18 protein-coding genes are annotated in these 24,866 nt (G+C 33.0%); all 18 read left to right on the plus strand.

The window, feature by feature from the left end; translation table 11 throughout:
• The first annotated feature begins 12 nt into the window (after positions 1–12).
• The 18 genes from dprA (at position 13) to COJ46_RS15080 (ending at position 24,782) form a co-directional block, all read left to right on the plus strand.
• Entirely contained in the window at positions 13–876 is an 864-nt protein-coding gene (gene dprA / locus COJ46_RS14995) for a DNA-processing protein DprA (protein ID WP_097975491.1), read from the plus strand.
• Between the two features lie 258 nt (positions 877–1,134).
• The gene (gene topA, locus COJ46_RS15000; protein ID WP_097975489.1) at positions 1,135–3,210 is read left to right on the plus strand and encodes a type I DNA topoisomerase; all 2,076 of its coding nucleotides are present in this window, start codon (positions 1,135–1,137) and stop codon (positions 3,208–3,210) included.
• A 204-nt stretch (positions 3,211–3,414) separates the two neighbouring features.
• On the plus strand, positions 3,415–4,719 hold the full coding sequence (trmFO, locus tag COJ46_RS15005; protein WP_097975487.1) for an FADH(2)-oxidizing methylenetetrahydrofolate--tRNA-(uracil(54)-C(5))-methyltransferase TrmFO: 1,305 nt from the start codon (positions 3,415–3,417) through the stop codon (positions 4,717–4,719).
• Between the two features lie 64 nt (positions 4,720–4,783).
• Positions 4,784–5,683 carry a tyrosine recombinase XerC gene (gene xerC, locus COJ46_RS15010; RefSeq protein ID WP_069034515.1) on the plus strand — a complete coding sequence of 300 codons (900 nt, stop codon included), beginning with the start codon at positions 4,784–4,786 and terminating at the stop codon, positions 5,681–5,683.
• A 46-nt stretch (positions 5,684–5,729) separates the two neighbouring features.
• Positions 5,730–6,275, plus strand: coding sequence for an ATP-dependent protease subunit HslV (gene hslV / locus COJ46_RS15015; RefSeq protein ID WP_056470870.1), 546 nt, complete (start codon positions 5,730–5,732; stop codon positions 6,273–6,275).
• A gap of 11 nt (positions 6,276–6,286) precedes the next feature.
• Entirely contained in the window at positions 6,287–7,678 is a 1,392-nt protein-coding gene (gene hslU, locus COJ46_RS15020; RefSeq protein WP_097975485.1) for an ATP-dependent protease ATPase subunit HslU, read from the plus strand.
• A gap of 87 nt (positions 7,679–7,765) precedes the next feature.
• On the plus strand, positions 7,766–8,545 hold the full coding sequence (gene codY / locus COJ46_RS15025) for a GTP-sensing pleiotropic transcriptional regulator CodY (protein ID WP_056470865.1): 780 nt from the start codon (positions 7,766–7,768) through the stop codon (positions 8,543–8,545).
• A gap of 1,171 nt (positions 8,546–9,716) precedes the next feature.
• Positions 9,717–10,487, plus strand: a complete 771-nt coding sequence (locus tag COJ46_RS15030) for a FliA/WhiG family RNA polymerase sigma factor (protein ID WP_286133551.1) — start codon at positions 9,717–9,719, stop codon at positions 10,485–10,487.
• A 575-nt stretch (positions 10,488–11,062) separates the two neighbouring features.
• Positions 11,063–11,761 (plus strand): 30S ribosomal protein S2, encoded by a 699-nt coding sequence (rpsB, locus tag COJ46_RS15035; protein ID WP_056470859.1) that lies wholly within the window; start codon positions 11,063–11,065, stop codon positions 11,759–11,761.
• 128 nt (positions 11,762–11,889) lie between these two features.
• A complete protein-coding gene (gene tsf / locus COJ46_RS15040) occupies positions 11,890–12,774 on the plus strand; it encodes a translation elongation factor Ts (protein ID WP_056470857.1) in 885 nt (294 codons plus the stop codon).
• A gap of 90 nt (positions 12,775–12,864) precedes the next feature.
• On the plus strand, positions 12,865–13,587 hold the full coding sequence (gene pyrH, locus COJ46_RS15045; RefSeq protein WP_097975483.1) for a UMP kinase: 723 nt from the start codon (positions 12,865–12,867) through the stop codon (positions 13,585–13,587).
• A gap of 2 nt (positions 13,588–13,589) precedes the next feature.
• Positions 13,590–14,147: a ribosome recycling factor gene (frr, locus tag COJ46_RS15050; RefSeq protein WP_097975482.1), complete on the plus strand. Its 558-nt coding sequence runs from the start codon at positions 13,590–13,592 to the stop codon at positions 14,145–14,147.
• Positions 14,148–14,335: 188 nt separating this feature from the next.
• Positions 14,336–15,115 (plus strand): undecaprenyl pyrophosphate synthase, encoded by a 780-nt coding sequence (locus tag COJ46_RS15055; protein ID WP_097975480.1) that lies wholly within the window; start codon positions 14,336–14,338, stop codon positions 15,113–15,115.
• A 17-nt stretch (positions 15,116–15,132) separates the two neighbouring features.
• Entirely contained in the window at positions 15,133–15,921 is a 789-nt protein-coding gene (locus COJ46_RS15060) for a phosphatidate cytidylyltransferase (RefSeq protein WP_097975478.1), read from the plus strand.
• Positions 15,922–15,954: 33 nt separating this feature from the next.
• Positions 15,955–17,106 carry a 1-deoxy-D-xylulose-5-phosphate reductoisomerase gene (gene dxr, locus COJ46_RS15065; protein WP_097975477.1) on the plus strand — a complete coding sequence of 384 codons (1,152 nt, stop codon included), beginning with the start codon at positions 15,955–15,957 and terminating at the stop codon, positions 17,104–17,106.
• A 13-nt stretch (positions 17,107–17,119) separates the two neighbouring features.
• Positions 17,120–18,376, plus strand: coding sequence for an RIP metalloprotease RseP (gene rseP, locus COJ46_RS15070; protein ID WP_097975475.1), 1,257 nt, complete (start codon positions 17,120–17,122; stop codon positions 18,374–18,376).
• Between the two features lie 263 nt (positions 18,377–18,639).
• A complete protein-coding gene (locus COJ46_RS15075) occupies positions 18,640–20,337 on the plus strand; it encodes a proline--tRNA ligase (RefSeq protein WP_098566023.1) in 1,698 nt (565 codons plus the stop codon).
• 134 nt (positions 20,338–20,471) lie between these two features.
• A complete protein-coding gene (locus tag COJ46_RS15080; RefSeq protein WP_097975471.1) occupies positions 20,472–24,782 on the plus strand; it encodes a PolC-type DNA polymerase III in 4,311 nt (1,436 codons plus the stop codon).
• The last annotated feature ends 84 nt before the right edge of the window (positions 24,783–24,866 follow it).

Here is a 24,866-nt window from a genome sequence, read left to right on the forward strand (position 1 = left end):
AAAGGAGAATGTATGGAAAAAATTCGACTAATTCATTTGCATCATTTTTTATTTGAAAACTATCAAGCGATCAAGAAGATTCTTCTCTATGATCCACATTTAGAAAACCTCTATCGATATTCACCTTCTACATTTAAAACTACATTTCAAATGACTTCGAAAGCCGCTGGAAAATTATATGATCAACTTCATTCAACGTCCATTTTTGATATTTTAAAGGAAAGCTATAAAAAAAATATTAAAATTATTACAATTTATGATGATGTATATCCAAAATTGTTAAGAGAAATATGTGACCCTCCGTTTGTTTTATATTTAAAAGGTAATCAAAATATCCTTAATAAACAATTTATGTTGAGTATAATTGGAGCTAGAAAACCAACTGCATTTGCGAAAATTATTTGTGATTCATTAATATTAGGTCTAATTAGAGAAAATTGTGTTATTGTTAGTGGAATGGCATCTGGATGTGATTCAATCGCACATAATTCAGCTATTTTTCACAACGGAACAACGATTGCAGTTGTCGGATGTGGGTTAGACTATATTTATCCGAAAGAAAACAGTAATTTATTTAATGAAATATCATTAAATCATTTAGTTATAAGCGAATATCCATATTATATTAGACCAGAAAAAAGATACTTTCCTAGAAGAAATAGAATTATAGCTGGTTTATCTAAAGGTTTAATCGTTTTAGAGGCTAAGGAGAAAAGCGGGACGATGATTACTGCAAATTTTGCAATTCAATATAATAGAGAGGTATTTGCAGTGCCAGGTCCGATTATAATGGAAGAATATAAAGGAAATCATCGATTAATTCAGGATGGAGCGAAATTAATTACATGTACAAATGATATTTTAGAGGAATTTTAGGAATATACTAAAAAATAAAAAAATATGTTTATATTACAAAATATTGACAATACTAATGCGACTTGTGTTATTTTATATCTAAATAAAATTTGACTAATGTATAGAATAAACTATACAATTTGAAATTGTATGAAGGAAAATCAAAAATATAAATTGAACTCTTCTTATTATGAATCTATTTGAGAATACATAAGAATAAAAGAATGAAATAAGGAATACAGAGAGTAATGAATAGGAAACTCTCGGGAGGCTTAAAAGATGGCAGAAAATTTAGTTATAGTGGAGTCCCCTTCAAAGGCTAAAACAATAGAAAAGTACTTAGGTAAAAAATTCAAAGTAATCGCATCAATGGGACATGTTCGAGATCTACCTAAAAGTCAGATGGGGATTGAAATAGAAAACGATTACAACCCGAAATACATAACAATCCGCGGAAAAGGTCCAGTTTTAAAGGATTTAAGATCTGCTGCGAAAAAAGCAAAAAAAATCTATCTAGCAGCCGATCCAGATCGTGAAGGTGAAGCAATAGCATGGCATATTGCGAATACACTCAATATCGATACATCATCGGATTGTCGTGTAGTGTTTAATGAAATTACAAAAGATGCTATTAAAGAGTCTTTTAAAAAACCTAGACCAATTAATATGAATTTAGTAGACGCTCAGCAAGCAAGACGTGTACTAGATCGTTTAGTAGGGTATAACATAAGCCCATTACTATGGAAGAAAGTGAAAAAGGGCTTAAGTGCTGGTCGAGTTCAATCTGTCGCTCTTAGACTGATCATCGAACGAGAAAAAGAGATTGAAATCTTCCAACCTGAAGAATATTGGACAATTAAAAGTAAAGCCTTAACAAAGAAAGAAACATTTGATACTTCTTTTTACGGAGTTAATGGTAAAAAATTGGAATTGAATTCTGAAACTGACGTAAAAAATGTTTTATCACAAATTAAAGGTGATCACTTTGAAGTTCAAAGTGTTACAAGAAAAGAACGTAAACGTAATCCAGCAACTGCTTTTACTACTTCCTTACTACAGCAGGAAGCAGCTAGAAAATTAAATATGCGTGCAAAGAAAACGATGATGATTGCACAGCAATTATATGAAGGTATTTCCCTAGGTAGTGGAGGACAGGTCGGATTAATCACATATATGAGAACTGATTCGACTAGAATATCCGATGTTGCGGCTGAAGAAGCAAAATCTTATATAATTGAAACTTATGGTGCAGATTTTATTGCTACAAATAAAAAAAGTGAAAAAAAATCAGATAAAGTACAAGATGCACACGAAGCAATTAGACCAACGTCAACTTTACGTTCGCCTGATACAATTAAAGCACATGTTAGCCGTGATCAATATCGTCTTTATAAATTAATATGGGAACGATTTGTTGCTAGTCAGATGGCATCAGCAGTACTCGATACGGTTAAAGTTGACTTAATTAATAATGACGTAATATTTAGAGCTAATGGATCAGTAGTTAAATTCCCTGGTTTTATGAAGGTGTATATAGAAAGTAATGATGATGGCACAGAAGAAAAAGACCGTATCCTTCCACCGTTAGCTGAAGGTGAAAAAGTAAAATTAGAAGATATATTACCTGAACAACATTTTACGCAACCACCTCCACGTTACACGGAAGCTAGATTAGTAAAAACGCTTGAAGAGTTAGGAATAGGTCGACCATCAACATATGTACCAACTTTAGAAACGATTCAGAAACGTGGATATGTTTCATTAGATAATAAACGATTTGTACCTACTGAACTAGGTCAAATAGTATTTGATTTAGTCGTTGAGTTTTTCCCAGAAGTAATTAATATTGAGTTTACGGTTCAAATGGAAGGTGACCTTGATAAAATTGAAGACGGCAATGTGAACTGGATTCAAATCATCGATCAATTTTATAGAGGTTTTGAGAAACACTTAGAAATAGCTGAGAAAGAAATGCAAAAAGTTGAAATTAGAGATGAACCTGCTGGTGAAGACTGTGATCTATGTGGAAGCCCGATGGTATTTAAAATGGGCAGATACGGTAAGTTCATGGCGTGCTCGAACTTTCCAGATTGCAGAAATACAAAAGCAATTGTAAAGGATATTGGTGTCAAATGTCCTACATGTAAAGATGGGAATATAATTGAACGTAAATCGAAAAAGAATCGAATATTTTATGGATGCACGAATTATCCAGAATGTGAATTCTTATCATGGGATAAGCCAATTGCAAGACCTTGTCCGAAATGTGAAAACTTATTAGTTGAAAAGAAAATGAAAAAAGGTATTCAAGTTCAATGTGTATCATGTGACTACAAAGAGGATCAACAAGTGTGAGCAATTAATATACTCACCTGTAAAGTGCCAGCAAAAATCAGTCTGAAATTCATATTTCTTGAGACTTTGTCCAAATAAAAGTGTGAGCAATTAATTTGCTCACTTTTACTTTTCATATCAACTTTTAATTAAGAAATCTTTAAGAAAAAAATTATAAAATATTATTACGTAATTTTGATTGAATCAGCGTAGAAGGAGTTAACAATGAAAGAACAATTTATTAATGTAATTGGAGCAGGTTTAGCAGGAAGCGAGGCTGCTTATCAAATTGCAAAAAGAGGAATTAAAGTACATTTATACGAGATGAGACCAGTGAGACAAACACCTGCTCATCATACTGATAAGTTTGCTGAATTAGTTTGTAGTAATTCACTAAGAGCGAATACACTAACGAACGCTGTAGGTGTATTAAAAGAGGAAATGAGAAGATTAGATTCAGTTATTATTCGATCTGCTGATGAGTGTGCTGTACCAGCAGGTGGAGCGTTAGCTGTAGACAGACATGAATTTGCTAGCCGTGTAACTGAGTATGTAAAAAATCATCCAAATGTAACTGTGCATAACGAAGAAATGACTAAAATTCCTGAAGGACCAACAGTTATCGCAACAGGACCTTTAACATCACCTGAATTATCACAACAATTAAAAGAATTAACAGGTGAAGATTATTTCTATTTTTATGATGCAGCGGCTCCAATAGTAGAAAAAGAAAGTATTGATTTAAATAAAGTATATTTAAAATCAAGATATGATAAAGGTGAAGCAGCTTACTTAAACTGCCCAATGACAGAAGAGGAATTTGATCGTTTTTATGAAGCATTAACTACAGCAGAAACGGTTCCTTTAAAAGAGTTTGAAAAAGAAATTTTCTTTGAAGGCTGTATGCCAGTTGAAGTAATGGCTAAACGTGGAAAGCAAACATTATTATTTGGACCTATGAAACCAGTTGGCTTAGAGGATCCAAAGACTGGTAAGACGCCGTATGCAGTTGTCCAACTACGTCAGGATGACAGTGCTGGAACTTTATATAATATAGTAGGATTCCAAACGCATTTAAAATGGGGGCCTCAAAAAGAAGTTTTACAATTAATACCTGGCCTAGAGAATGCTGAAATTGTACGATATGGTGTAATGCATCGTAATACGTTTATAAATTCACCGAATCTATTAGAGGCAACATATCGTTTTAAAGGTCGTGAAGATTTATTCTTTGCAGGTCAAATGACTGGAGTGGAAGGTTATGTAGAATCCGCAGCATCTGGTTTAGTAGCAGGAATAAATGCAGCTAGATACGTAATGGAGAAAGAGTTAGTTGTATTCCCAGCAGAAACTGCAATTGGAAGTATGGCTAATTATATAACGACAACAAGTGCAAAACACTTCCAACCTATGAATGCTAATTTCGGTCTATTCCCTAAACTTGATGTCAAAATTAAAAGAAAACAAGAACGATATGAAGCATATGCAAACCGTGCATTAGAATCAATTATGAATTTTGTAGAATGTTAAGAAAATAAATTGCAAATAGCTACTTAATATGTTAGTATGTAGTGGCTTGTGAGGAGAAATTACCTTGAATATTAAAATATTGTGTCAATTATTCATTCAGTATTTACAATTAGAGAAAAACTCTTCACAATACACATTAAATAGTTATAAAAAAATTGTTGAACAATTTCTAGTTTTTATGGAGCAACAATCCATTATTTCATTTTCTTCAGTTACTTATTCTGATGTTCGTCTCTATTTAACAACTTTGCATGACAAACAGCTATCAAGACGTACAGTCTCAAAGCATATTTCTTGTTTAAGAAGTTTCTATCGTTTTCTTATGAGAGAAAATGAAGCAAAAGAGAATCCTTTTGTATTAGCGTCACTTCCTAAAAAAGAAACTATGATACCAAGATTTTTATACAAGGAAGAACTTGAAAAACTATTTAAGATTAGCGATCTAGATACGGAACTTGGACAAAGAAATCAAGCTCTTTTAGAATTGCTATATGCTACCGGAATCCGAGTAAGCGAATGCTGTAATTTGAAATTAAAAGACATAGATTTTCAAATTGGGACTATTTTAGTAACTGGCAAAGGGAATAAACAGCGGTATATTCCCTTTGGCAGTTATGCAGAAAAAGCTCTTCATACATATATAGAAGATGGCCGAAATAGACTGATAGTAGCTAACAAGCAAATGAATGACGATCTTTTTTTGAATCACCGTGGTACAAAACTAACGGCAAGAGGTGTCCGTGGTATATTAGAAAAAATGATCAAAGATACTTCGTTGACTAATAAAATCTATCCACATATGTTAAGGCACACCTTTGCTACGCATATGCTTGATAACGGTGCTGATATTCGTAGTGTTCAAGAATTACTTGGACATGAGAATTTATCATCTACTCAAATCTATACACATGTAACGAAGGAAAGATTACAAAAAGTATACAATTTACATCATCCTAGAGCATAAATTCGCTCAATTTTAGAAATTAACGACGTTTCTAAGGAGGATTCACATGTCCAATTTTCATGCTACAACGATTTTCGCAATCAGACACGATGGTAAAAGTGCCATGGCTGGTGATGGCCAAGTAACTTTTGGAAATGCAGTAGTAATGAAGCATACTGCAAGAAAAGTTAGAAAGCTTTTTAATGGAAAAGTTTTAGCTGGTTTTGCAGGATCTGTTGCAGATGCATTTACTTTATTCGAACTTTTTGAGGGCAAGTTAGTTGAATATAATGGTAATATTCAACGAGCTGCTGTTGAATTAGCAAAAAAATGGAGAACAGATCGAGTATTACATAAACTTGAAGCATTGCTAATCGTAATGGATCATAATTCATTATTATTAATTTCTGGTACTGGTGAAGTAATTGAGCCTGACGATGGAATTCTTGCAATCGGTTCTGGAGGGAATTACGCTCTTGCAGCAGGCCGTGCATTAAAGGAAAACGCAGGGGAAAATCTTTCAGCAAAACAAATTGCATATGCTAGTTTAAAAACTGCAAGTGATATTTGTGTGTATACGAACGGAAATATAATTTTAGAAGAATTAGAATAGGAGAGTGTATTATGAGTACTTCTTTCACGCCTCGTCAAATTGTTGAAAAACTTGATCAATATATTGTTGGACAGCAACAAGCGAAAAAAGCAGTAGCAATTGCACTCAGAAATCGATATCGTAGAAGTTTACTTGAAGAGTCATTCCGTGATGAAATTTCACCAAAAAATATTTTAATGATTGGACCAACAGGTGTTGGTAAAACTGAAATTGCTAGAAGGATGGCAAAACTAGTTGGTGCGCCATTCATTAAAGTTGAAGCTACTAAATTTACAGAAGTTGGTTACGTAGGAAGAGATGTAGAATCAATGGTTCGCGATTTAGTCCAAACTTCTATTCGAATTGTAAAAGAAGAGCGTATGAATAAGGTGAAAGATCAAGCTGAAAAAAATGCGAATCAAAGATTAGTAAAACTTCTAGCACCAAGTATGAAAAAACAAGCTTCATTCAAAAACCCACTTGAGATGCTTTTTAATCAAGATTCACAAAACTCGAATGCTGAGCAAGAAGAGAATGATACAGAATTAACATCTAAAAGAAGAAATATAGAATTTCAACTTTTATCCGGAAAACTAGAAGAAGATCTTGTGTCTATTGAAGTAGAGCAACAACAAGCTCCGATGCTAGATTTTATGCAAGGAACTGGAATGGAACAAATGGGAATGAACTTCCAAGAGTCATTAGGTAGTCTATTTCCAAAGAAAACTAAAAAAAGAAAGCTTCCTGTTAAAGAAGCTCGAAAGATTTTAACGAATGAAGAAGCTCAGAAATTAATCGATATGGATGAAGTAACTCAAGAAGCAGTTTATAGAGCTGAGCAACTAGGGATTATTTTCATTGATGAGATTGATAAGATTGCAAGTAAGCAAAACTCTACTCAAGATGTTTCGAGAGAGGGAGTTCAAAGAGATATCTTACCAATCGTTGAGGGAAGTACGGTTGTGACAAAATATGGACCGGTTAAAACGGATCATATTCTATTTATTGCAGCTGGTGCATTTCATATTTCCAAACCATCAGATTTAATACCTGAATTACAAGGTCGCTTCCCAATTCGTGTAGAATTAGGGAAATTATCTGTTGAAGATTTTGTGGGTATTTTAGTTGAGCCTGATTTTTCAATTATTAAACAATATAAAGCTTTATTGTCTACAGAAGGTATACAAATCGAATTTTCTGACGATGCTATACGTAGAATAGCAGAAATAGCATTTGAAGTTAATCAGACAACAGACAACATAGGCGCAAGAAGATTGCATACTATTATGGAAAAGCTTCTTGAAGACCTATCGTTTGAAGCTTCTGAAATTCAAATGGGAACAATTATGATTACACCACAATATGTAAATGAAAAGCTCGCAAATATTGCAAAAGATAAAGATATAAGTCAATTCATTTTATGATTTAGCTAAGAACACTTTTGAATTCAACCATGAGATTGCCAAGAAGTTCAAAGGAAACGTACAATTAAATAGGAGGCATTTAGAAAGATGCAATTATTAGAAAAAACAAGAAAGATTAATAAGTTATTACAACAATCTGCAGGGAAGCCAGTAAACTTTAAAGAAATGGCAGATACATTAGAAGAAGTTATTGAATCAAATGTATTTATTTTAAGTCGTAAAGGGAAATTATTAGGTTACGGTCTTCACCAAAAAATCGAAAATGAGCGTATGCAAAAAATGTTCAGCGATCGCCAATTCCCTGAAGAATATACACAAAACCTATTTAATATTAATGAAACATCATCAAATATTGACATCAACAGTGAGCACACTGCATTCCCAGTTGAAAATAAAGATTTATTTTCTGGCGGTTTAACAACTATTGTACCAATTATCGGTGGTGGTGAGCGCTTAGGTACTCTTGTTCTAGCTCGAATTAATCATGATTTTGAAAATGATGATTTAATCTTGGCTGAATATGGCGCAACAGTAGTAGGTATGGAAATTCTACGTGAAAAAGCAGAAGAAATTGAAGAAGAAGCTAGAAGTAAAGCTGTTGTACAAATGGCTATTTCATCTCTTTCTTATAGCGAATTAGAAGCAATCGAACATATTTTTGAAGAATTAAATGGCTATGAAGGTTTACTAGTAGCAAGTAAAATTGCTGACCGAGTAGGAATTACAAGATCTGTTATCGTAAATGCACTACGTAAATTAGAAAGTGCTGGTGTTATCGAGTCAAGATCACTAGGAATGAAAGGTACTTATATTAAAGTACTAAATGACAAATTCTTATTAGAGTTAGAGAAATTAAAATCTAACTAATTAATAAGGTCACTTCTTAAAGAAGGCAAAAGATAATATTTTAGTTTAAACCTTTTCTCAATTAATAATTGGGAAAAGGTTTTTTTGTCTTTATTAAATTAAAAATGATTAGAATTTTTGAAATTTTTATATCAGAATAAAAAGATTTGTTAAATAGGGACTATATTCCTTTTTATATAAATGAGATATATAGACGAATTGGAAATTATGGTATGATTAAAAAATATTTACTTGATTATTGTGATAAAATATAAAAATTATTTTTTGAGAGGGAATTAGATAAAAGAATTGTAATGAAGTTTTTTAGTTTTATATTGTTGGCTACTTTCAAATATATTGTTGTTTTTTAGTATATGTCAGTTATTTCCACTCCAGATACATACTCTCCTTAAGACGAAGATTAAGAACTACAATATCAAACAAGTAGGGAAAGTTTCTAGATCTAGCCTACTTGAATTAGTCTTAACCCTATTTTTAGACTACCTCGTTAGCTTTAATAAATTTTTGTCATAAACAGTAATTACTAAACAACAATTATTCAAAAAAACTACTTTTTAATAGTATAAAATAAAAAAAATTGTACTCTTTAAATTTGTTCTTTATTAAGTATAACTAAAATCAAGTCATCCTAAAGATTAATCTATTATTAAAAATAGAATTCTTGAATATATGTACAATTATTTTAAAAAAATGAAAAAAATAATATTTTTTATTGTGCTAAATAAAGTTTCACATTATTTTAAAGAATGAGTGAATACATTAAAGAGTTTTAATAATATAATTTTTAAAAGGGAAGAAAAGTGAACAACTGAGTTTTATCGAAACTTACATTGAAAAAGCATTTTGAGACCTAGTATAAAATTATACAATACGTGGTGCTTATGTATGGCGAAATGGATTGATTCGTACCGAGTATTGAATGAAATTAATAGATTCATATTTATTCCTATTTAGCCGTTTAATAATAGGGGAATTGAAAGGCTAAATAGGAATAAAAGAAGAAGAATTTGATGACTTGATTCTAGATATATTGTAATCTCCTTTTGATTAATTCACTCGACTCCTTGGGAAATCGACATGATATTACATATTTACCTAAATCACTATTTAAAAATAAATTGTCAATCAAGTATTAAACATAATATGGTAATTCGCTGAGGTGAAAGACGTGTTGCAAGTTCAAAAAAATGTTTCACAAAGTTATTGGAAAATGTGGATTGAAGATCGTGATTTAGATGCCGGAGATGCGTTAATGCAGATCTATATGCCATTAGTTCACTTTCAAGTAAATCGTATAGCTCAAAGATTACCTTCAAGTGTCAGTAGAGATGATTTACACAGCTTAGCGATGATGGGCTTATATGACGCACTAGAGAAATTTGACCCGAAAAGAGATTTAAAATTTGAAACATATGCTTCAATTAGAATAAGTGGTAATATATTGGATGGTCTTCGTAAAGAAGACTGGTTACCTAGATCAATTAGAGATAAAGCAAAAAAAATTGAATGTGCAATTGAAAAGTTAGAACCTGCTCTTGAACGAAAAGCTACACCTGAAGAAATAGCACTGTATACTGGCTATACTTCGATGGAAGTTGTTAATGTCATAAATGATGTGTTTTTCTCTAATATGTTGTCTGTAGATGAACAAATCAAAGATGCTGGAGATGGACAAGTTAATTTTATTCATACAATAAAAGATCATGAGACATTAACACCAGAAGAAATGCTACTGAAGGATGAACAAATAAGGCTACTTGCCAAGACGATTGGAACTGAATTAAATGAGAAAGAGCAGCTAGTAATAAGTTTGTATTATCATGAAGAATTAACATTTACTGAAATTGGAGCAATTATTAATTTATCGATTTCTAGGGTTTCTCAGATCCATGCTAAATCTATTTTTAAATTAAGGAATCTTTTAAGTAAAAGTAATATATAGGAGCTTTGTAAACTCTACATTGAATTCATTTAGAAGTTTAAATGGCAATTCTATTAGAAATAATTAGTATAAATGATTTTTAAGATTATTTATATTTGAGTAGTGGAAATCAGCCTCACATTCCTTACTTTATTGACAATTTCTTTTTTAACAATTTTATAGAAGAATACGATTAAGTTGAATAAATTAACAAAAATTCCCAATACTGATAAAGATTCAGTTATTTGGACAGGTGAATTCTTAATTTAAATACTTATTTTAATGCATTATGTGTTGATCATTTAGTATGAAAGAATAGACCAAATTCGAATAATAGAAGTTCGATGTTCTAAAAAATAGACTTACTATGGATGAAAATGGTAGAAGGATTTATATAGAGAATAGGAAAAACAACGATTGTTGAAACTTCGACAATAATTTCTCGTTTTCTCTTGATAATTAATGTTGTATATGCTATAGTAGTCCATGGTGTTAATACACACGCTTGCCGATTTTCTTATTGGTGCTACCCAGTTTGGGAGTGATAGGAGAAGAAGACGTGAGCGGAGGAAAAAGAACCATTAGGAGGAAATAAAATGTCAGTAATTTCTATGAAGCAATTATTAGAAGCTGGTGTTCACTTCGGTCACCAAACACGCCGTTGGAACCCAAAAATGAAACGTTACATCTTCACTGAGCGTAACGGTATCTACATCATCGACCTACAAAAAACAGTTAAAAAGGTTGAAGAATGTTACAACGTAATGAAAGGTATCGCTGCTGAAGGTGGAAACATCCTTTTCGTTGGTACTAAAAAACAAGCTCAAGAAGCTATTAAAGATGAAGCAATCCGTTCTGGTATGTACTTCATTAACCAACGTTGGTTAGGTGGAACGTTAACAAACTTCCAAACAATCCAAAAACGTGTTAAACGTTTAAAAGATATCGAAAGAATGCAAGAAGATGGCACTTTTGAAGTGTTACCTAAGAAAGAAGTTATTCAACTTAAAAAAGAATTAGAACGTCTTGAAAAATTCTTAGGCGGAATCAAAGACATGAAGCAACTTCCTGATGCATTATTCGTAGTTGATCCTCGTAAAGAGCGTATCGCTGTTGCTGAAGCTCGTAAGTTAAACATTCCTATCATCGGTATTGTTGACACTAACTGTGATCCAGATGAAATCGATCACGTTATCCCAGCAAACGACGATGCTATTAGAGCTGTAAAACTTCTTACATCAAAAATGGCAGATGCGATTCTTGAAGCGAAACAAGGCGAAGAAACAACTGCTTAATGAGAAATTGAAAGGTGATAAGAGGTTTTAGCCTTTTATCACCTTTTTTTAAGGTTAAAATAATCTAAAATTGTTTACCTTATAAAACGATTGAATAAAATAAGCTTACATATAGGAGATGAAATATTATGGCAATTACTGCACAAATGGTAAAAGAATTACGTGAAAAAACTGGCGCTGGTATGATGGATTGCAAAAAAGCATTAACTGAAACTGAAGGTAACATGGACAAAGCAATCGACTACCTTCGTGAAAAAGGGATCGCTAAAGCTGCTAAAAAAGGTGACCGTATCGCTGCTGAAGGTTTAACTTTCGTTGAAGTAGCTGGAAACGATGCAGTATTAATCGAAGTAAACTCTGAAACTGATTTCGTTGCTAAAAACGAAGGTTTCAAAGAATTAGGTTCTGTTCTTGCTAAACATATCGTTGCTAACAAACCTGCAACTGTTGAAGAAGCTTTAGCACAAACAATGGAAACTGGTGAAACTGTTGAAACATACATCAACCATGCAATTGCTAAAATCGGAGAAAAAATCTCTTTACGTCGTTTTGAATTAGTTTCTAAAACTGATGCTGATGCATTTGGTGCTTACTTACACAGTGGCGGCCGTATCGGTGTTCTTTCAGTAGTAGAAGGAACAACTAAAGAAGATGTTGCTAAAGACGTATCTATGCACATCGCTGCAATCAACCCTAAATATATCTCTCGTGATGCTGTTTCTCAAGAAGAAGTTGAGCATGAGCGTGGAATTTTAACTCAACAAGCATTAAATGAAGGTAAACCTGAAAACATAGTTGCTAAAATGGTAGAAGGACGTATTGGTAAATACTTCGAAGAAATCTGCTTATTAGATCAATCTTTCGTTAAAAACCCAGACGTTAAAGTAGGTCAATTCGTAAAAGCTGCTAACGGAACTGTTAAATCTTTCGTTCGTTATGAAGTTGGAGAAGGCTTAGAAAAACGTGAAGATAACTTTGCTGAAGAAGTAATGAATCAAGTTAAAGGTAACTAATTGTTACTTTGAATGAAAATAGGGGACACTATGTGTTCCCTATTTTTTAAAGAAATGTAAATACATAGATGTACGTAAATGGAGGGTATTATGAGTAAAGCAAAGTATAATCGCGTAGTATTAAAACTTAGTGGTGAGGCACTAGCTGGCGGGCAAGGATTTGGAATTAATCCATCAGTTATTAAATCAATTGCTGAACAAGTTAAAGAAATTGCAGAACTAGATGTTGAAGTTGCAGTAGTAGTAGGTGCTGGTAATATTTGGCGTGGTAAGACAGGTAGCGAAATGGGTATGGACCGAGCTACAGCTGACTACATGGGCATGTTAGGTACTGTAATGAACTCATTAGCACTTCAAGATAGTCTTGAAACACTTGGTGTACAATCTCGTGTACAATCATCAATTGAAATGCGTCAAGTTGCAGAACCATATATCCGTCGTAAAGCAATTCGTCATTTAGAGAAAAAACGTGTTGTAATTTTTGCTGCTGGTACAGGAAATCCTTATTTCTCAACTGATACTACTGCTGCATTACGTGCTGCTGAAATTGAAGCAGATGTTATTTTAATGGCAAAAAATAATGTAGACGGAGTATATACCGCTGACCCATCAATCGATAAAACTGCTGTAAAATACGAAACTCTTACATATTTAGACGTATTAAAAGAAGGTTTAGGTGTAATGGATTCAACTGCATCTTCTTTATGTATGGACAATGATATTCCATTAATTGTATTCTCAATAATGGAAGAAGGTAATATTAAACGTGCCGTACTTGGCGAAAATATTGGAACAATAGTAAAGGGGAAATAAAAATGTCTAATCAAATCATTTCTTTAGCAAAAGAAAAAATGACAAAAGCTGTTTCTGCTTTCTCTAGAGAATTAGCAACAGTACGTGCTGGTCGTGCGAACCCAGCTATTTTAGATAAAGTTTTAGTTGAATATTATGGTGCTCCAACACCAATCAACCAAATGGCAAATATTTCAGTACCAGAAGCAAGATTATTATTAATTACTCCTTACGATAAAACAGTCATTAATGATATGGATAAAGCGATTCAAAAAGCTGACTTAGGCTTAAACCCTTCAAATGATGGAACTGTAATCAGAATTAGTTTCCCACCATTAACAGAAGAGCGTCGTCGCGATTTAGTAAAAGTAGTTAAAAAATCTGCTGAAGATGCTAAAGTTGCTGTACGTAACATCCGCCGTGATGCAAATGATGATCTTAAAAAAGCAGAAAAAAATGGTGAAATTACTGAAGATGAATTACGTGGTCTTGTAGAAGACATTCAAAAACAAACAGATTCACACATCGAAAAAATCGATGGAATCACAAAAGATAAAGAAAAAGAGATAATGGAAGTTTAATACTGCATTGCAAGGTATATCTTACTAGCGCTTAGAAAAATAATGAATTTTTCACATTATGCTATTACATAATTTCATTATTGCATTATAATTAAATAAACTAAGCGCTTTGAGTAAAAAGACCCTCTGTTTAAGGGGGTTTTTTTACTCAATGCTTTAATTAGATATACTTAAACGGAGGATTAAAGATGTTTAAATTAATTTCTTTTTTTAAAAGAAATAAAGAAGAGAAAAATGTACCTCCAAGTTCGCAATTAAATGGGGTCGACGGAGTAATTCCTGAGCATGTTGCAATAATAATGGATGGTAATGGTAGATGGGCACAAAAGAGGAATCTACCAAGGGTTAAGGGACACTATGAGGGAATGAAAGTAGTTCGGAAAATCGCAAGAACTGCTAGTAAATTAGGTGTAAAGACTTTAACTTTATATGCTTTTTCAACTGAGAATTGGAAAAGACCTAAAACTGAAGTAGAATTCTTAATGAAGTTACCACAAGAATTTCTGGGGACATTTTTACCTGAATTAATCGAAGAAAATGTGCAGGTAAGATTAACTGGAAATAAAGAGCAATTACCAAGCTATACTACAGAAGCAGTATTAAGAGCAGTAGAGGAAACTAAAAATAATACGGGTATGGTATTAAATTTTGCCCTAAATTATGGTTCTAGAGACGAAATTATTTCTGCTGTTAAAAAGATTTCTTCAGATGTATTGGATAATAAAATAAATAAAGAAGAAATTAATGAAGACTTGTTTAATCGTTATTTAATGACTAGTGATTTTAAAGATCCAGATTTGTTAATTAGAACAAGTGGTGAATTAAGGATTAGTAATTTTATGCTTTGGCAAATTGCTTATTCTGAACTATATTTTACAGATGTATTATGGCCCGATTTTACCGAAGAGTGTTTAATAGATGCGGTTAAAGAATATCAAAATCGAGCAAGAAGATATGGTGGTATTTAAGAAAGCGGTGAACGAACTTGAAACAGCGTATTATAACAGGAGTTATAGCTGGAGCATTATTTTTAGGATTAGTAATATTTGGTAGATGGCCGTTTGGTTTACTTGTATTTGCACTTGGCACAATCGGTTATTTTGAATTGATTAGAATGAAAAAGTTTAATTTATTTAGTGCACAAACTGTACTTGGATTAATCTTAACTTGGGTAGCAATTACACCAAATGATTTATCAAATAGGCTTTTTCCTATAGAAATCGGTAAAACAGAAATTTCAATTGTACTAATCCTATTACTTTTATCATATACGGTAATTACAAAGAATACATTTACTTTTGAAGATGCTTCTTTTGTAGTATTAAGCAGTTTATATGTAGGATTCGGATTTCATTATATGTACGAGATGAGAAATATGGGAATTTCATACTTCTTCTTCCCATTATTCGTAATTTGGGCAACTGATTCAGGTGCATATTTTATTGGGAAAGCTACAGGTAAAACTAAACTTTGGCCTGATATTAGTCCCAATAAAACGATTGAAGGTTCGATAGGTGGAATTATTTGTGCTGTAGTAGTTGCAGTAATTTTATCGATTATGTTAACTTTAAATCATTCAATACTATATTTAGTACTAGTAGCTGTTCTTGTTTCGATTTTTGGTCAATTAGGTGATCTCGTACAATCTGCATATAAAAGATACTACGGTGTTAAAGACTCAGGAAATTTATTACCTGGTCATGGTGGGATTTTAGACAGATTTGATAGTATCATTTTCACATTGCCGATCGTCTATTTACTATTTACGTTATAGTATTAGTTTTTGTATTTAAGGAGACATATGAAAATGAAGAAAATCAGCTTACTTGGAGCAACTGGTTCAATCGGTATACAAACACTCGATATTATTAGAAATCAATCAAATGATTTTGAATTAGTCGCGTGTTCAGCTGGAAGAAATATTGATGAATTATATAAGATAATTTTAGAATTTAAACCAAAACTAGTTTCAGTTGCAGGTAAAGAAGAGGCTGAAAAATTGACGAGCTTAGGGATCCCTTCGAAAACCAAAGTTTTATATGGTGAAGAAGGTCTGATCGAAGTTGCAGTACATGAATACAGTACAATACTTGTTAACGCTGTTGTTGGAAGTGTAGGTTTAGTTCCAACTATGAAAGCAATCCAAAATGGTAAAACAATCGCACTTGCGAATAAAGAGACATTAGTAACAGCAGGTCATATTGTAATGGCTGAAGCAGAAAAATATGGTGTCCCCATTTTACCAGTAGATAGTGAGCATTCAGCAATCTATCAATGTTTAAATGGTGAAAACCCTAATGAAATACATAAATTAATCATCACAGCTTCAGGTGGTAGCTTTAGAGATAAAACAAGAGATCAATTAAAGGATGTTACAATTGAAGATGCGCTAAACCATCCAAATTGGTCAATGGGTGCAAAGATTACAATTGATTCAGCTACAATGATGAATAAAGGGTTAGAAGTGATTGAAGCACATTGGCTATTTAATATGCCATATGAAAAAATTGATGTAGTACTTCATAGAGAAAGTGTTATTCACTCTATGATTGAATTCGATGACGGAAGTGTAATGGCACAATTAGGAACACCTGATATGAGAGTACCGATTGCCTATGCACTTAACTATCCTTCAAGAAAACCAATTAATAATCATAAGCCATTAGATTTAATTAAATTTGGGACACTTCATTTCCAAGAGATGGACTTTAACAGGTTTAAATGTTTGGATTATGCTTATCAAGCTGGAAAAGTTGGCGGTAGTTTACCTACTGTATTAAATGCAGCAAATGAGGAAGCGGTAGCTGCTTTTCTACAGAATAAAATATCATTCTTACAAATTGAGAATTTAATAGAAAACGCTCTTGAAAAACACAATGTAGTTAGTAAACCTTCGTTAGAAGAAATTCGTAACATTGATGAACAAACAAGACAATTCGTTTCATCACTAATAAAGTAAGGGTGGTAATTAGATGAATACAGTTATAGCGTTTGTTGTAATTTTTGGCGCACTTGTATTTTTTCATGAACTAGGGCATCTATATTTTGCAAAACGTGCTGGTATTTTATGTAGAGAATTTGCGATTGGATTTGGTCCAAAGGTTTTCTCATTTTATCGAAATGAAACTACATACACAATAAGATTATTACCTCTTGGTGGTTATGTTCGTTACGCTGGAGAAGATCCAGAAATGGTACAAGTAAAGCCTGGATCACATATCGGTTTACAATTTAACACGGTAGGAGAAGTTACTAAAATTGTAGTTGATCAGTTTGATCGTTTCCAAGATCTTCGTTTTGTTGAAGTTGATTCAATAGATTTAGAGCATAAGTTAGAAATCATTGGTATTGAAGAAGGGACTGAAGGTGTATCAAAATTCAATGTAAATGAAAAAGCGTTCATTTATAGTGAAGGACAAGGTCACCAGATTGCTCCGTATAACCGACAATTTAATAGTAAATCTGTAGGAAAAAGAGCGATTGCCATTTTTGCAGGCCCAATGATGAATTTTGTATTAGCTTTGGTCATCTTTATCTTATTAGGATTACTTCAAGGAACTCCAGTAAATGATGCTAAAATTGGTGAATTACTTCCAAAAGGTCCAGCACAAACTGCTGGTCTAAAAGAAGGTGACATTGTTTTATCTATTGATAATAAAGATGTTTCAAAATGGGCAGAAGTAGTTAAAATTGTTAGAGAAAGCCCAAGTAAAGAATTATTATTTAAAGTGAAAAGAGATAACAAAGTTATTTCAATTCCAATCACACCAAAATCAGAAGAAATCGATCATAAAGTAAATGGTTTAATCGGTGTATATGCCCCTGTTGAAAAAAATGTTTTTTCTTCGGTTAAATATGGTATAACTGAAACAATTGGATGGACAAAAGAAATTGTATTAGCAGTTGGTCATTTAGTATCTGGTCAATTCTCAATCAATAATCTTTCTGGTCCAGTTGGTATTTACCAGGTAACTGATCAGGCTGCACAATCAGGAATTTTCTACTTAATGAAATGGGCAGCATTTTTAAGTATCAACCTTGGTATTATGAACTTATTACCATTACCAGCTCTTGATGGAGGAAGACTAACATTTTTTGCAATAGAAGCACTAAGAGGTCGACCTATTGATCGCCAAAAAGAAGGTGTCGTTCACTTTATTGGTTTTGCGCTTTTAATGTTATTAATGATCATCGTAACTTGGAACGATATTAAAAGATTTTTCTTATAAGAAGCTCTGTTTAATTTAATCGTGTAATTTCATGAATTTTGTTTAAAGAATCCGCGACTTACTTGCTTATAAAACGGGCTTAGTGACATATTGTTTGTCAATTAGCTCGTTTTAAGTGGGAGCGGATTCTTATCTTGCAAAGTGCTTTTTTTGAAATTGTTCGTTTGTATGGTTACATATAGCTTTTAAGACAATTATGAAATCTATTTAAAATTGATTAAAAAAGAATATAAGAATAAAAGAAAAATATGAGGTGAATCCTTTTGAAACAAAGTATCGTATATAGTCCAACTCTTCGTGAAGTACCATCAGATGCAGATATAAAAAGCCATCAATTATTATTAAGAGCAGGTTTTATTAGACAAAATGCATCTGGTATATATAGTTTCTTACCTTTAGGTAATAAAGTTCTTCAAAAAGTAGCAAATATCGTTCGAGAAGAAATGAATAATGCTGGTGCGATGGAAATGTTAATGCCATCAATGCAAGCGCAGGAATTATGGGAAGAATCAGGTCGTTGGGATAATTTTGGTCCAGAACTAATGCGTTTAAGAGATCGTCACGGTAGAGGATTTGCATTAGGAGCAACACATGAAGAAGTTGTTACTTCCATTATTCGCGATGAATTAAAATCATATAAAAAATTACCGATTACACTTTACCAAGTACAATCAAAGTTCCGTGATGAAAAACGTCCTCGTTTTGGACTACTTCGTGGGCGTGAATTTTTAATGAAAGATGCATATTCTTTCCATGCATCACAAGAAAGCTTGGATGAAGTATATGATCGTTTATTTACGGCTTATAGCAACGTATTTACTCGTTGTGGATTAAATTTCAGAGCGGTTGTTGCTGATTCAGGAGCAATGGGTGGAAAAGATACGCATGAATTCATGGTGTTATCCGACATTGGTGAAGATACAATCGCATTTTCAAATGAATCTAGCTATGCAGCAAATATTGAAATGGCGCCAGTTGTGACGAATTACGAACCATCTGATGAGAAATTAGAAGAAGTTCAAAAAGTAGAAACGCCAAATCAAAAAACAATCGATGAAGTAATTGAATTCTTAAACTTACCGATTGAAAAAAGCATTAAATCAATTATTTTCAAAGCAGATGAAAGTTTTGTATTAGTGCTTGCTCGTGGTGACCACGAAATCAACGATATTAAATTAAAGAATTATCTAGGTGCACATTCAGTTGAGCTTGCTACTAAAGAAGAAGTAAAAGAACTAATGAACTGTGAAATCGGATCATTAGGTCCAATTGGAGTAAAATCTGATTTATTAGTATTAGCGGATAATGCAATTAAAGGTATTGTAAATGGTTGCTGTGGAGCAAATGAAGAAGGTTATCACTACATTAACGTAACTGTAAATAGAGACTATGATGTGAAAGATTTCGTAGACTTAAGATTTATTCAAGAAGGTGACTTATCACCAGACGGTAAAGGAACTATTTCATTTGCAAAAGGTATTGAAGTAGGTCATGTATTTAAATTAGGTACAAAATACTCTGAGTCTATGAATGCAACATTCCTTGATGAAAATGGGAAGTCGAACCCGATCATTATGGGATGCTATGGAATTGGTGTATCTCGTACATTAGCTGCAATTGTAGAGCAATATAATGACGAGAAAGGTATTGTCTGGCCTAAAAACCTAGCTCCTTTTGATGTACATGTCATTACTGTAAATACAAAGAATGAAGAGCAAGTAAATTTAGCAGACGATATTTATAAAACGTTAAAAGAGATTGGGCAAGATGTATTATTAGATGACCGAAATGAACGCGTAGGTGTAAAATTTGCAGACGCAGATCTTTTCGGAATTCCTGTACGTGTTGTTGTTGGTAAAAAAGCTGCAGAAGGAATTGTAGAACTTAAAACTAGAGATGGACAAGTTAGTAAAGAAGTAGAAATTTCTAACCTTGTAAATGAAATAAATATGTTAAAATAAAATAAACGTGGAAGCGACACCTTACGGGAATCGCACACAAATAAAAAGTACCTCTTATTTTAGAGGTACTTTCGATTTTTTTTACACATATACTGCAATTTAACTGCAATTTATATAATAAGGTTGGTGAAAAAATGGGACAAACACGTCAGGAGCGGTTTCAGCTATTATTAGATCAGCTTCAGTTTCCCGAAGATATGCGAGATCTATATTTTAAAAATGGGGAAATCGTAAATCTTGAAGTAAATAAAAGCGAAAAAAAATGGCAGTTTACTTTTAAAATAGATAATGTTTTACCTTTTGCAACATTTCAAGTATTTGTAACAAGTTTATTAAGAACTTTTAAACATATAGCAGATGTTTCCGTCGTTATTAATACTGAAAATCCAAAAATAGATGAACAAAAAGTAATTGATTATTGGTCATTTATGATTCAATCTGTTGAATCGAAATCTCCTATATTACAACATATTGAATCTGCTCTACCTTCAGTTGAAAATAATAAAGTAATGATCGATTTAAATAGTCTAATTGAAGAAAATGCTTTTACAAATCGATACGTTCCTCAGCTGCAGGATTTATATCAAAAAGTAGGTTTTCCTAAGTTGTTTTTTGAGAATACGATAAAAGATAATGTTGAAGAAAAAACTGAGTTTCTTGAGAAAAAAGCTGAAGAAGATCGCAAACGAGCGATGGAAGTACTTGTTGAATTAGAAAAGAAAGAGGCTGCTGAAGAAGCTGAAGGAGATGAGCCTCAGGGTCCTCTTGTCGTTGGATATTATATTAAAGAAACTGAAATTAATACGATTTCGTCAATCATTGAAGAAGAAAAACGAGTAGTTCTACAAGGATATGTATTCGATTCTGAAATTCGTGAACTTAAGAGTGGCCGTGTCTTAATTACTTTTAAAATAACTGATTACACTAGCTCAATTCTAGTTAAAATGTTCTCTAGAGATAAAGAAGATATCCCAATGTTAAATAAAATTAAAAAGGGTATGTGGGTAAAAGTTAGAGGATCAGTACAAAACGATACATTTGTTCGTGATTTAGTCATGATTGCAAATGATATAAATGAAATTACGCCAAATGAACGCAAGGATGAAGCTCCAGAAGGAGAGCGTAGAATTGAGTTACATGCTCATACACATATGAGCCAAATGGATTCAGTCGTTTCAGCAGGTGATTTAGTCAAACAAGCAGGTAAGTTTGGACATGAAGCAATTGCAATAACGGATCATGCAGTTGTTCAATCCTTCCCTGAAGCATTTGGAGCAGGGAAAAAACACGGAGTAAAAATACTATATGGCGTTGAAATAAATCTAGTAAATGATGGTGTACCAACAGCATATAATCCATCGCATGTTTCATTAGAGGAAGCAACCTATGTTGTATTTGACGTAGAGACAACAGGTCTTTCTGCTGTTTATGATACGATCATCGAGTTAGCTGCTGTAAAGATTCATAAAGGTGAAATCATTGACCGATTTGAACGATTTGCAAATCCTCATCATCCACTATCTGCAACTACGATTGAATTGACGGGAATTACTGACGATATGGTAAGAGATGCCCCAAATGTCGATGTGGTACTTCGAGAGTTTAAAGAGTGGATGGGTGACGATATTCTAGTAGCTCATAATGCTTCATTTGATATGGGCTTTATACAAATGGGCTTTAAAAAATATGAAATTGGTATTACAAATAACGGTGTAATCGATACGCTTGAGTTAGCTAGAACATTATATCCAGATTTTAAAAACTTCCGATTAAATACACTTTGTAAAAAATTCGATATTAACTTAACACAGCATCATAGAGCGATTTACGATGCTGAGGCCACTGGCTTCTTACTCCTAAAAATGCTTAAAGATGCAGCAGAGCAGGATATGTATTATCATGACGAGCTAAATAATAACATGGGGAAAGGCGATGCTTATAAACGAGCAAGACCATCACATGCAACTCTATTAGCTACGAATGAAACTGGACTAAAAAACTTGTTTAAAATTGTTTCATACTCTCATATCCATTATCATCATCGAGTTGCAAGGGTTCCTAGATCATTATTAGTGAAACATCGCGAAGGAATATTAGTCGGATCTGCATGTGATAAAGGTGAAGTTTTTGAGGCAAGTGTTCAAAAATCTCCTGAAGAAGCAGAAAAGCTAATGGAGTTTTATGATTATATCGAAGTAATGCCGCCAGAGACACTTTTACATTTAGTAGAATTAGAAATTGTTCGAAATGAACAACATTTAAGAGAAGTAATTTCAAAGCTTGTAAAAATGGCTGAGAAGGTAGAAAAAATTGTTGTTGGTACTGGTAATGTTCATCACTTACAAAAAGAAGACCAAATTTATCGGAAAATTTTAGTTGGTTCTCAGGGTGGAGCAAATCCATTAAATCGACATCGATTACCAGATGTTCATTTTAGAACAACCAATGAGATGCTATCTTCATTCGCATTTTTAGGAGAAGAAAAAGCAAAAGAAATAGTCGTAACAAATACTCAAAAAATTTCTAGTTTGATTGAAGATATTAAACCAATTAAGGATGACTTATATACTCCAAAAATTGAAGGTGCTGAAGATGAAGTTCGCGATATGAGCTATCAAATGGCAAGATCTATTTACGGAGATCAATTACCAGAAATTGTAGAAGCCCGTCTTGAAAAAGAGTTGAAAAGTATTATTGGGCATGGTTTTGCCGTAATTTACTTGATTTCGCATAAACTTGTAAAAAAATCTTTAGATGATGGGTATCTAGTAGGTTCAAGGGGATCTGTAGGTTCATCATTAGTCGCGACCATGACAGAAATAACGGAAGTAAATCCACTTCCACCACATTACGTCTGTCCAAATTGTAAACATTCTGAGTTTTTCAATGATGGATCAGTAGGTTCTGGATTCGATTTACCGAACAAAGATTGTCCAGAATGTGGTACTGCATTTAAAAAAGATGGTCATGATATTCCGTTCGAAACCTTCCTTGGATTTAAAGGGGATAAGGTTCCTGATATCGATTTGAATTTCAGCGGTGAATATCAACCAACTGCTCACAATTATACAAAAGTACTTTTTGGTGAGGACTATGTTTATCGTGCAGGTACAATCGGTACTGTAGCTGACAAGACAGCATACGGTTATGTTAGAGGGTATGCAAATGATCATAATCTAAATTTACGTGGTGCTGAATATGATCGATTAGCTATGGGATGTACAGGGGTAAAAAGAACAACTGGACAACATCCAGGTGGAATTATCGTAGTTCCAGATTATATGGACATTTATGATTTTTCACCGATTCAGTTCCCAGCTGATGATGTAAAGTCTGAATGGAAAACGACACATTTTGATTTCCATTCAATTCATGATAATTTATTAAAACTAGATATTCTTGGACACGATGATCCAACCGTTATCCGCATGCTTCAAGACTTAAGTGGAATCGATCCAAAAACGATTCCAACTGATGACCCTGAAGTTATGAAAATATTTGCTGGACCAGAACCTTTAGGTGTTTCAGAGGAACAAATAGGCTGTAAGACAGGTACTTATGGAATTCCGGAATTTGGAACAAAATTCGTTCGTCAAATGTTAGAAGATACGAAGCCATCTACTTTCTCAGAACTAGTTCAAATTTCTGGTTTATCACATGGTACAGATGTATGGTTAGGAAATGCATCTGAATTAATTAACAGTGGAACTTGTACACTTTCTGAAGTAATTGGTTGTCGTGACGACATCATGGTTTATTTAATATATCAAGGATTAGAACCTTCATTAGCATTTAAAATAATGGAATCAGTTCGTAAAGGTAAGGGCGTACCAGCAGAGTGGGAAGAAGAAATGAGAAATAATAAAGTACCTGCTTGGTATATTGATTCATGTAAAAAAATTAAGTACATGTTCCCGAAGGCCCACGCGGCTGCATATGTTTTGATGGCAGTACGAATAGCATATTTCAAAGTACACCATCCAATTCTTTATTATGCTGCATATTTTACAGTCCGAGCAGAAGATTTCGATATCGAAGCAATGATTGCTGGTCCAAGTACGATTAAAGCTAAAATTGAAGAAATTGCGATAAAAGGATTAGATGCATCAGTAAAAGAGCGAAGTTTAATGACTGTATTAGAGTTAGCATTGGAAATGTGTGAAAGAGGTTTTTCATTTGAAAAAATGGATTTATATCGTTCAAGTGCAGATGAATTTTTAGTAAATGGTAACAAATTGATTCCACCGTTTAATTCGATTCCTGGATTAGGGACGAATGCCGCTAAAAATATTGTTGCATCTAGAGAAGACGGAGAATTCCTTTCGAAAGAAGACTTACAACAAAGAAGTAAAATTTCAAAAACAGTATTAGAGTATTTAGATAAACAAGGCTGTTTACAAAACTTACCTGATCAAAACCAATTATCACTTTTCGATGGCTTTTAACGGTTTGCAAAACTTGGGAATTATGGTATAGTAGATACAGATGTAATTTAGCACGGGATTTTTCTTGAAGAGCAGGGGCAACCT

Source organism: Bacillus sp. AFS077874 (genome assembly GCF_002566505.1).
Lineage (GTDB): Bacteria > Bacillota > Bacilli > Bacillales > Bacillaceae_G > Gottfriedia.

Bases quoted from the DNA above. Each gene is read 5' to 3' on its own strand.
- frr (WP_097975482.1), top strand. From the start codon at position 13,590: ATGTCTAATCAAATCATTTCTTTAGCAAAAGAAAAAATGACAAAAGCT.
- COJ46_RS15055 (WP_097975480.1), top strand. From the start codon at position 14,336: ATGTTTAAATTAATTTCTTTTTTTAAAAGAAATAAAGAAGAGAAAAAT.
- trmFO (WP_097975487.1), top strand. From the start codon at position 3,415: ATGAAAGAACAATTTATTAATGTAATTGGAGCAGGTTTAGCAGGAAGC.
- rpsB (WP_056470859.1), top strand. From the start codon at position 11,063: ATGTCAGTAATTTCTATGAAGCAATTATTAGAAGCTGGTGTTCACTTC.
- hslV (WP_056470870.1), top strand. From the start codon at position 5,730: ATGTCCAATTTTCATGCTACAACGATTTTCGCAATCAGACACGATGGT.
- tsf (WP_056470857.1), top strand. From the start codon at position 11,890: ATGGCAATTACTGCACAAATGGTAAAAGAATTACGTGAAAAAACTGGC.
- pyrH (WP_097975483.1), top strand. From the start codon at position 12,865: ATGAGTAAAGCAAAGTATAATCGCGTAGTATTAAAACTTAGTGGTGAG.
- rseP (WP_097975475.1), top strand. From the start codon at position 17,120: ATGAATACAGTTATAGCGTTTGTTGTAATTTTTGGCGCACTTGTATTT.
- topA (WP_097975489.1), top strand. From the start codon at position 1,135: ATGGCAGAAAATTTAGTTATAGTGGAGTCCCCTTCAAAGGCTAAAACA.
- COJ46_RS15080 (WP_097975471.1), top strand. From the start codon at position 20,472: ATGGGACAAACACGTCAGGAGCGGTTTCAGCTATTATTAGATCAGCTT.
- dxr (WP_097975477.1), top strand. From the start codon at position 15,955: ATGAAGAAAATCAGCTTACTTGGAGCAACTGGTTCAATCGGTATACAA.
- dprA (WP_097975491.1), top strand. From the start codon at position 13: ATGGAAAAAATTCGACTAATTCATTTGCATCATTTTTTATTTGAAAAC.
- hslU (WP_097975485.1), top strand. From the start codon at position 6,287: ATGAGTACTTCTTTCACGCCTCGTCAAATTGTTGAAAAACTTGATCAA.
- codY (WP_056470865.1), top strand. From the start codon at position 7,766: ATGCAATTATTAGAAAAAACAAGAAAGATTAATAAGTTATTACAACAA.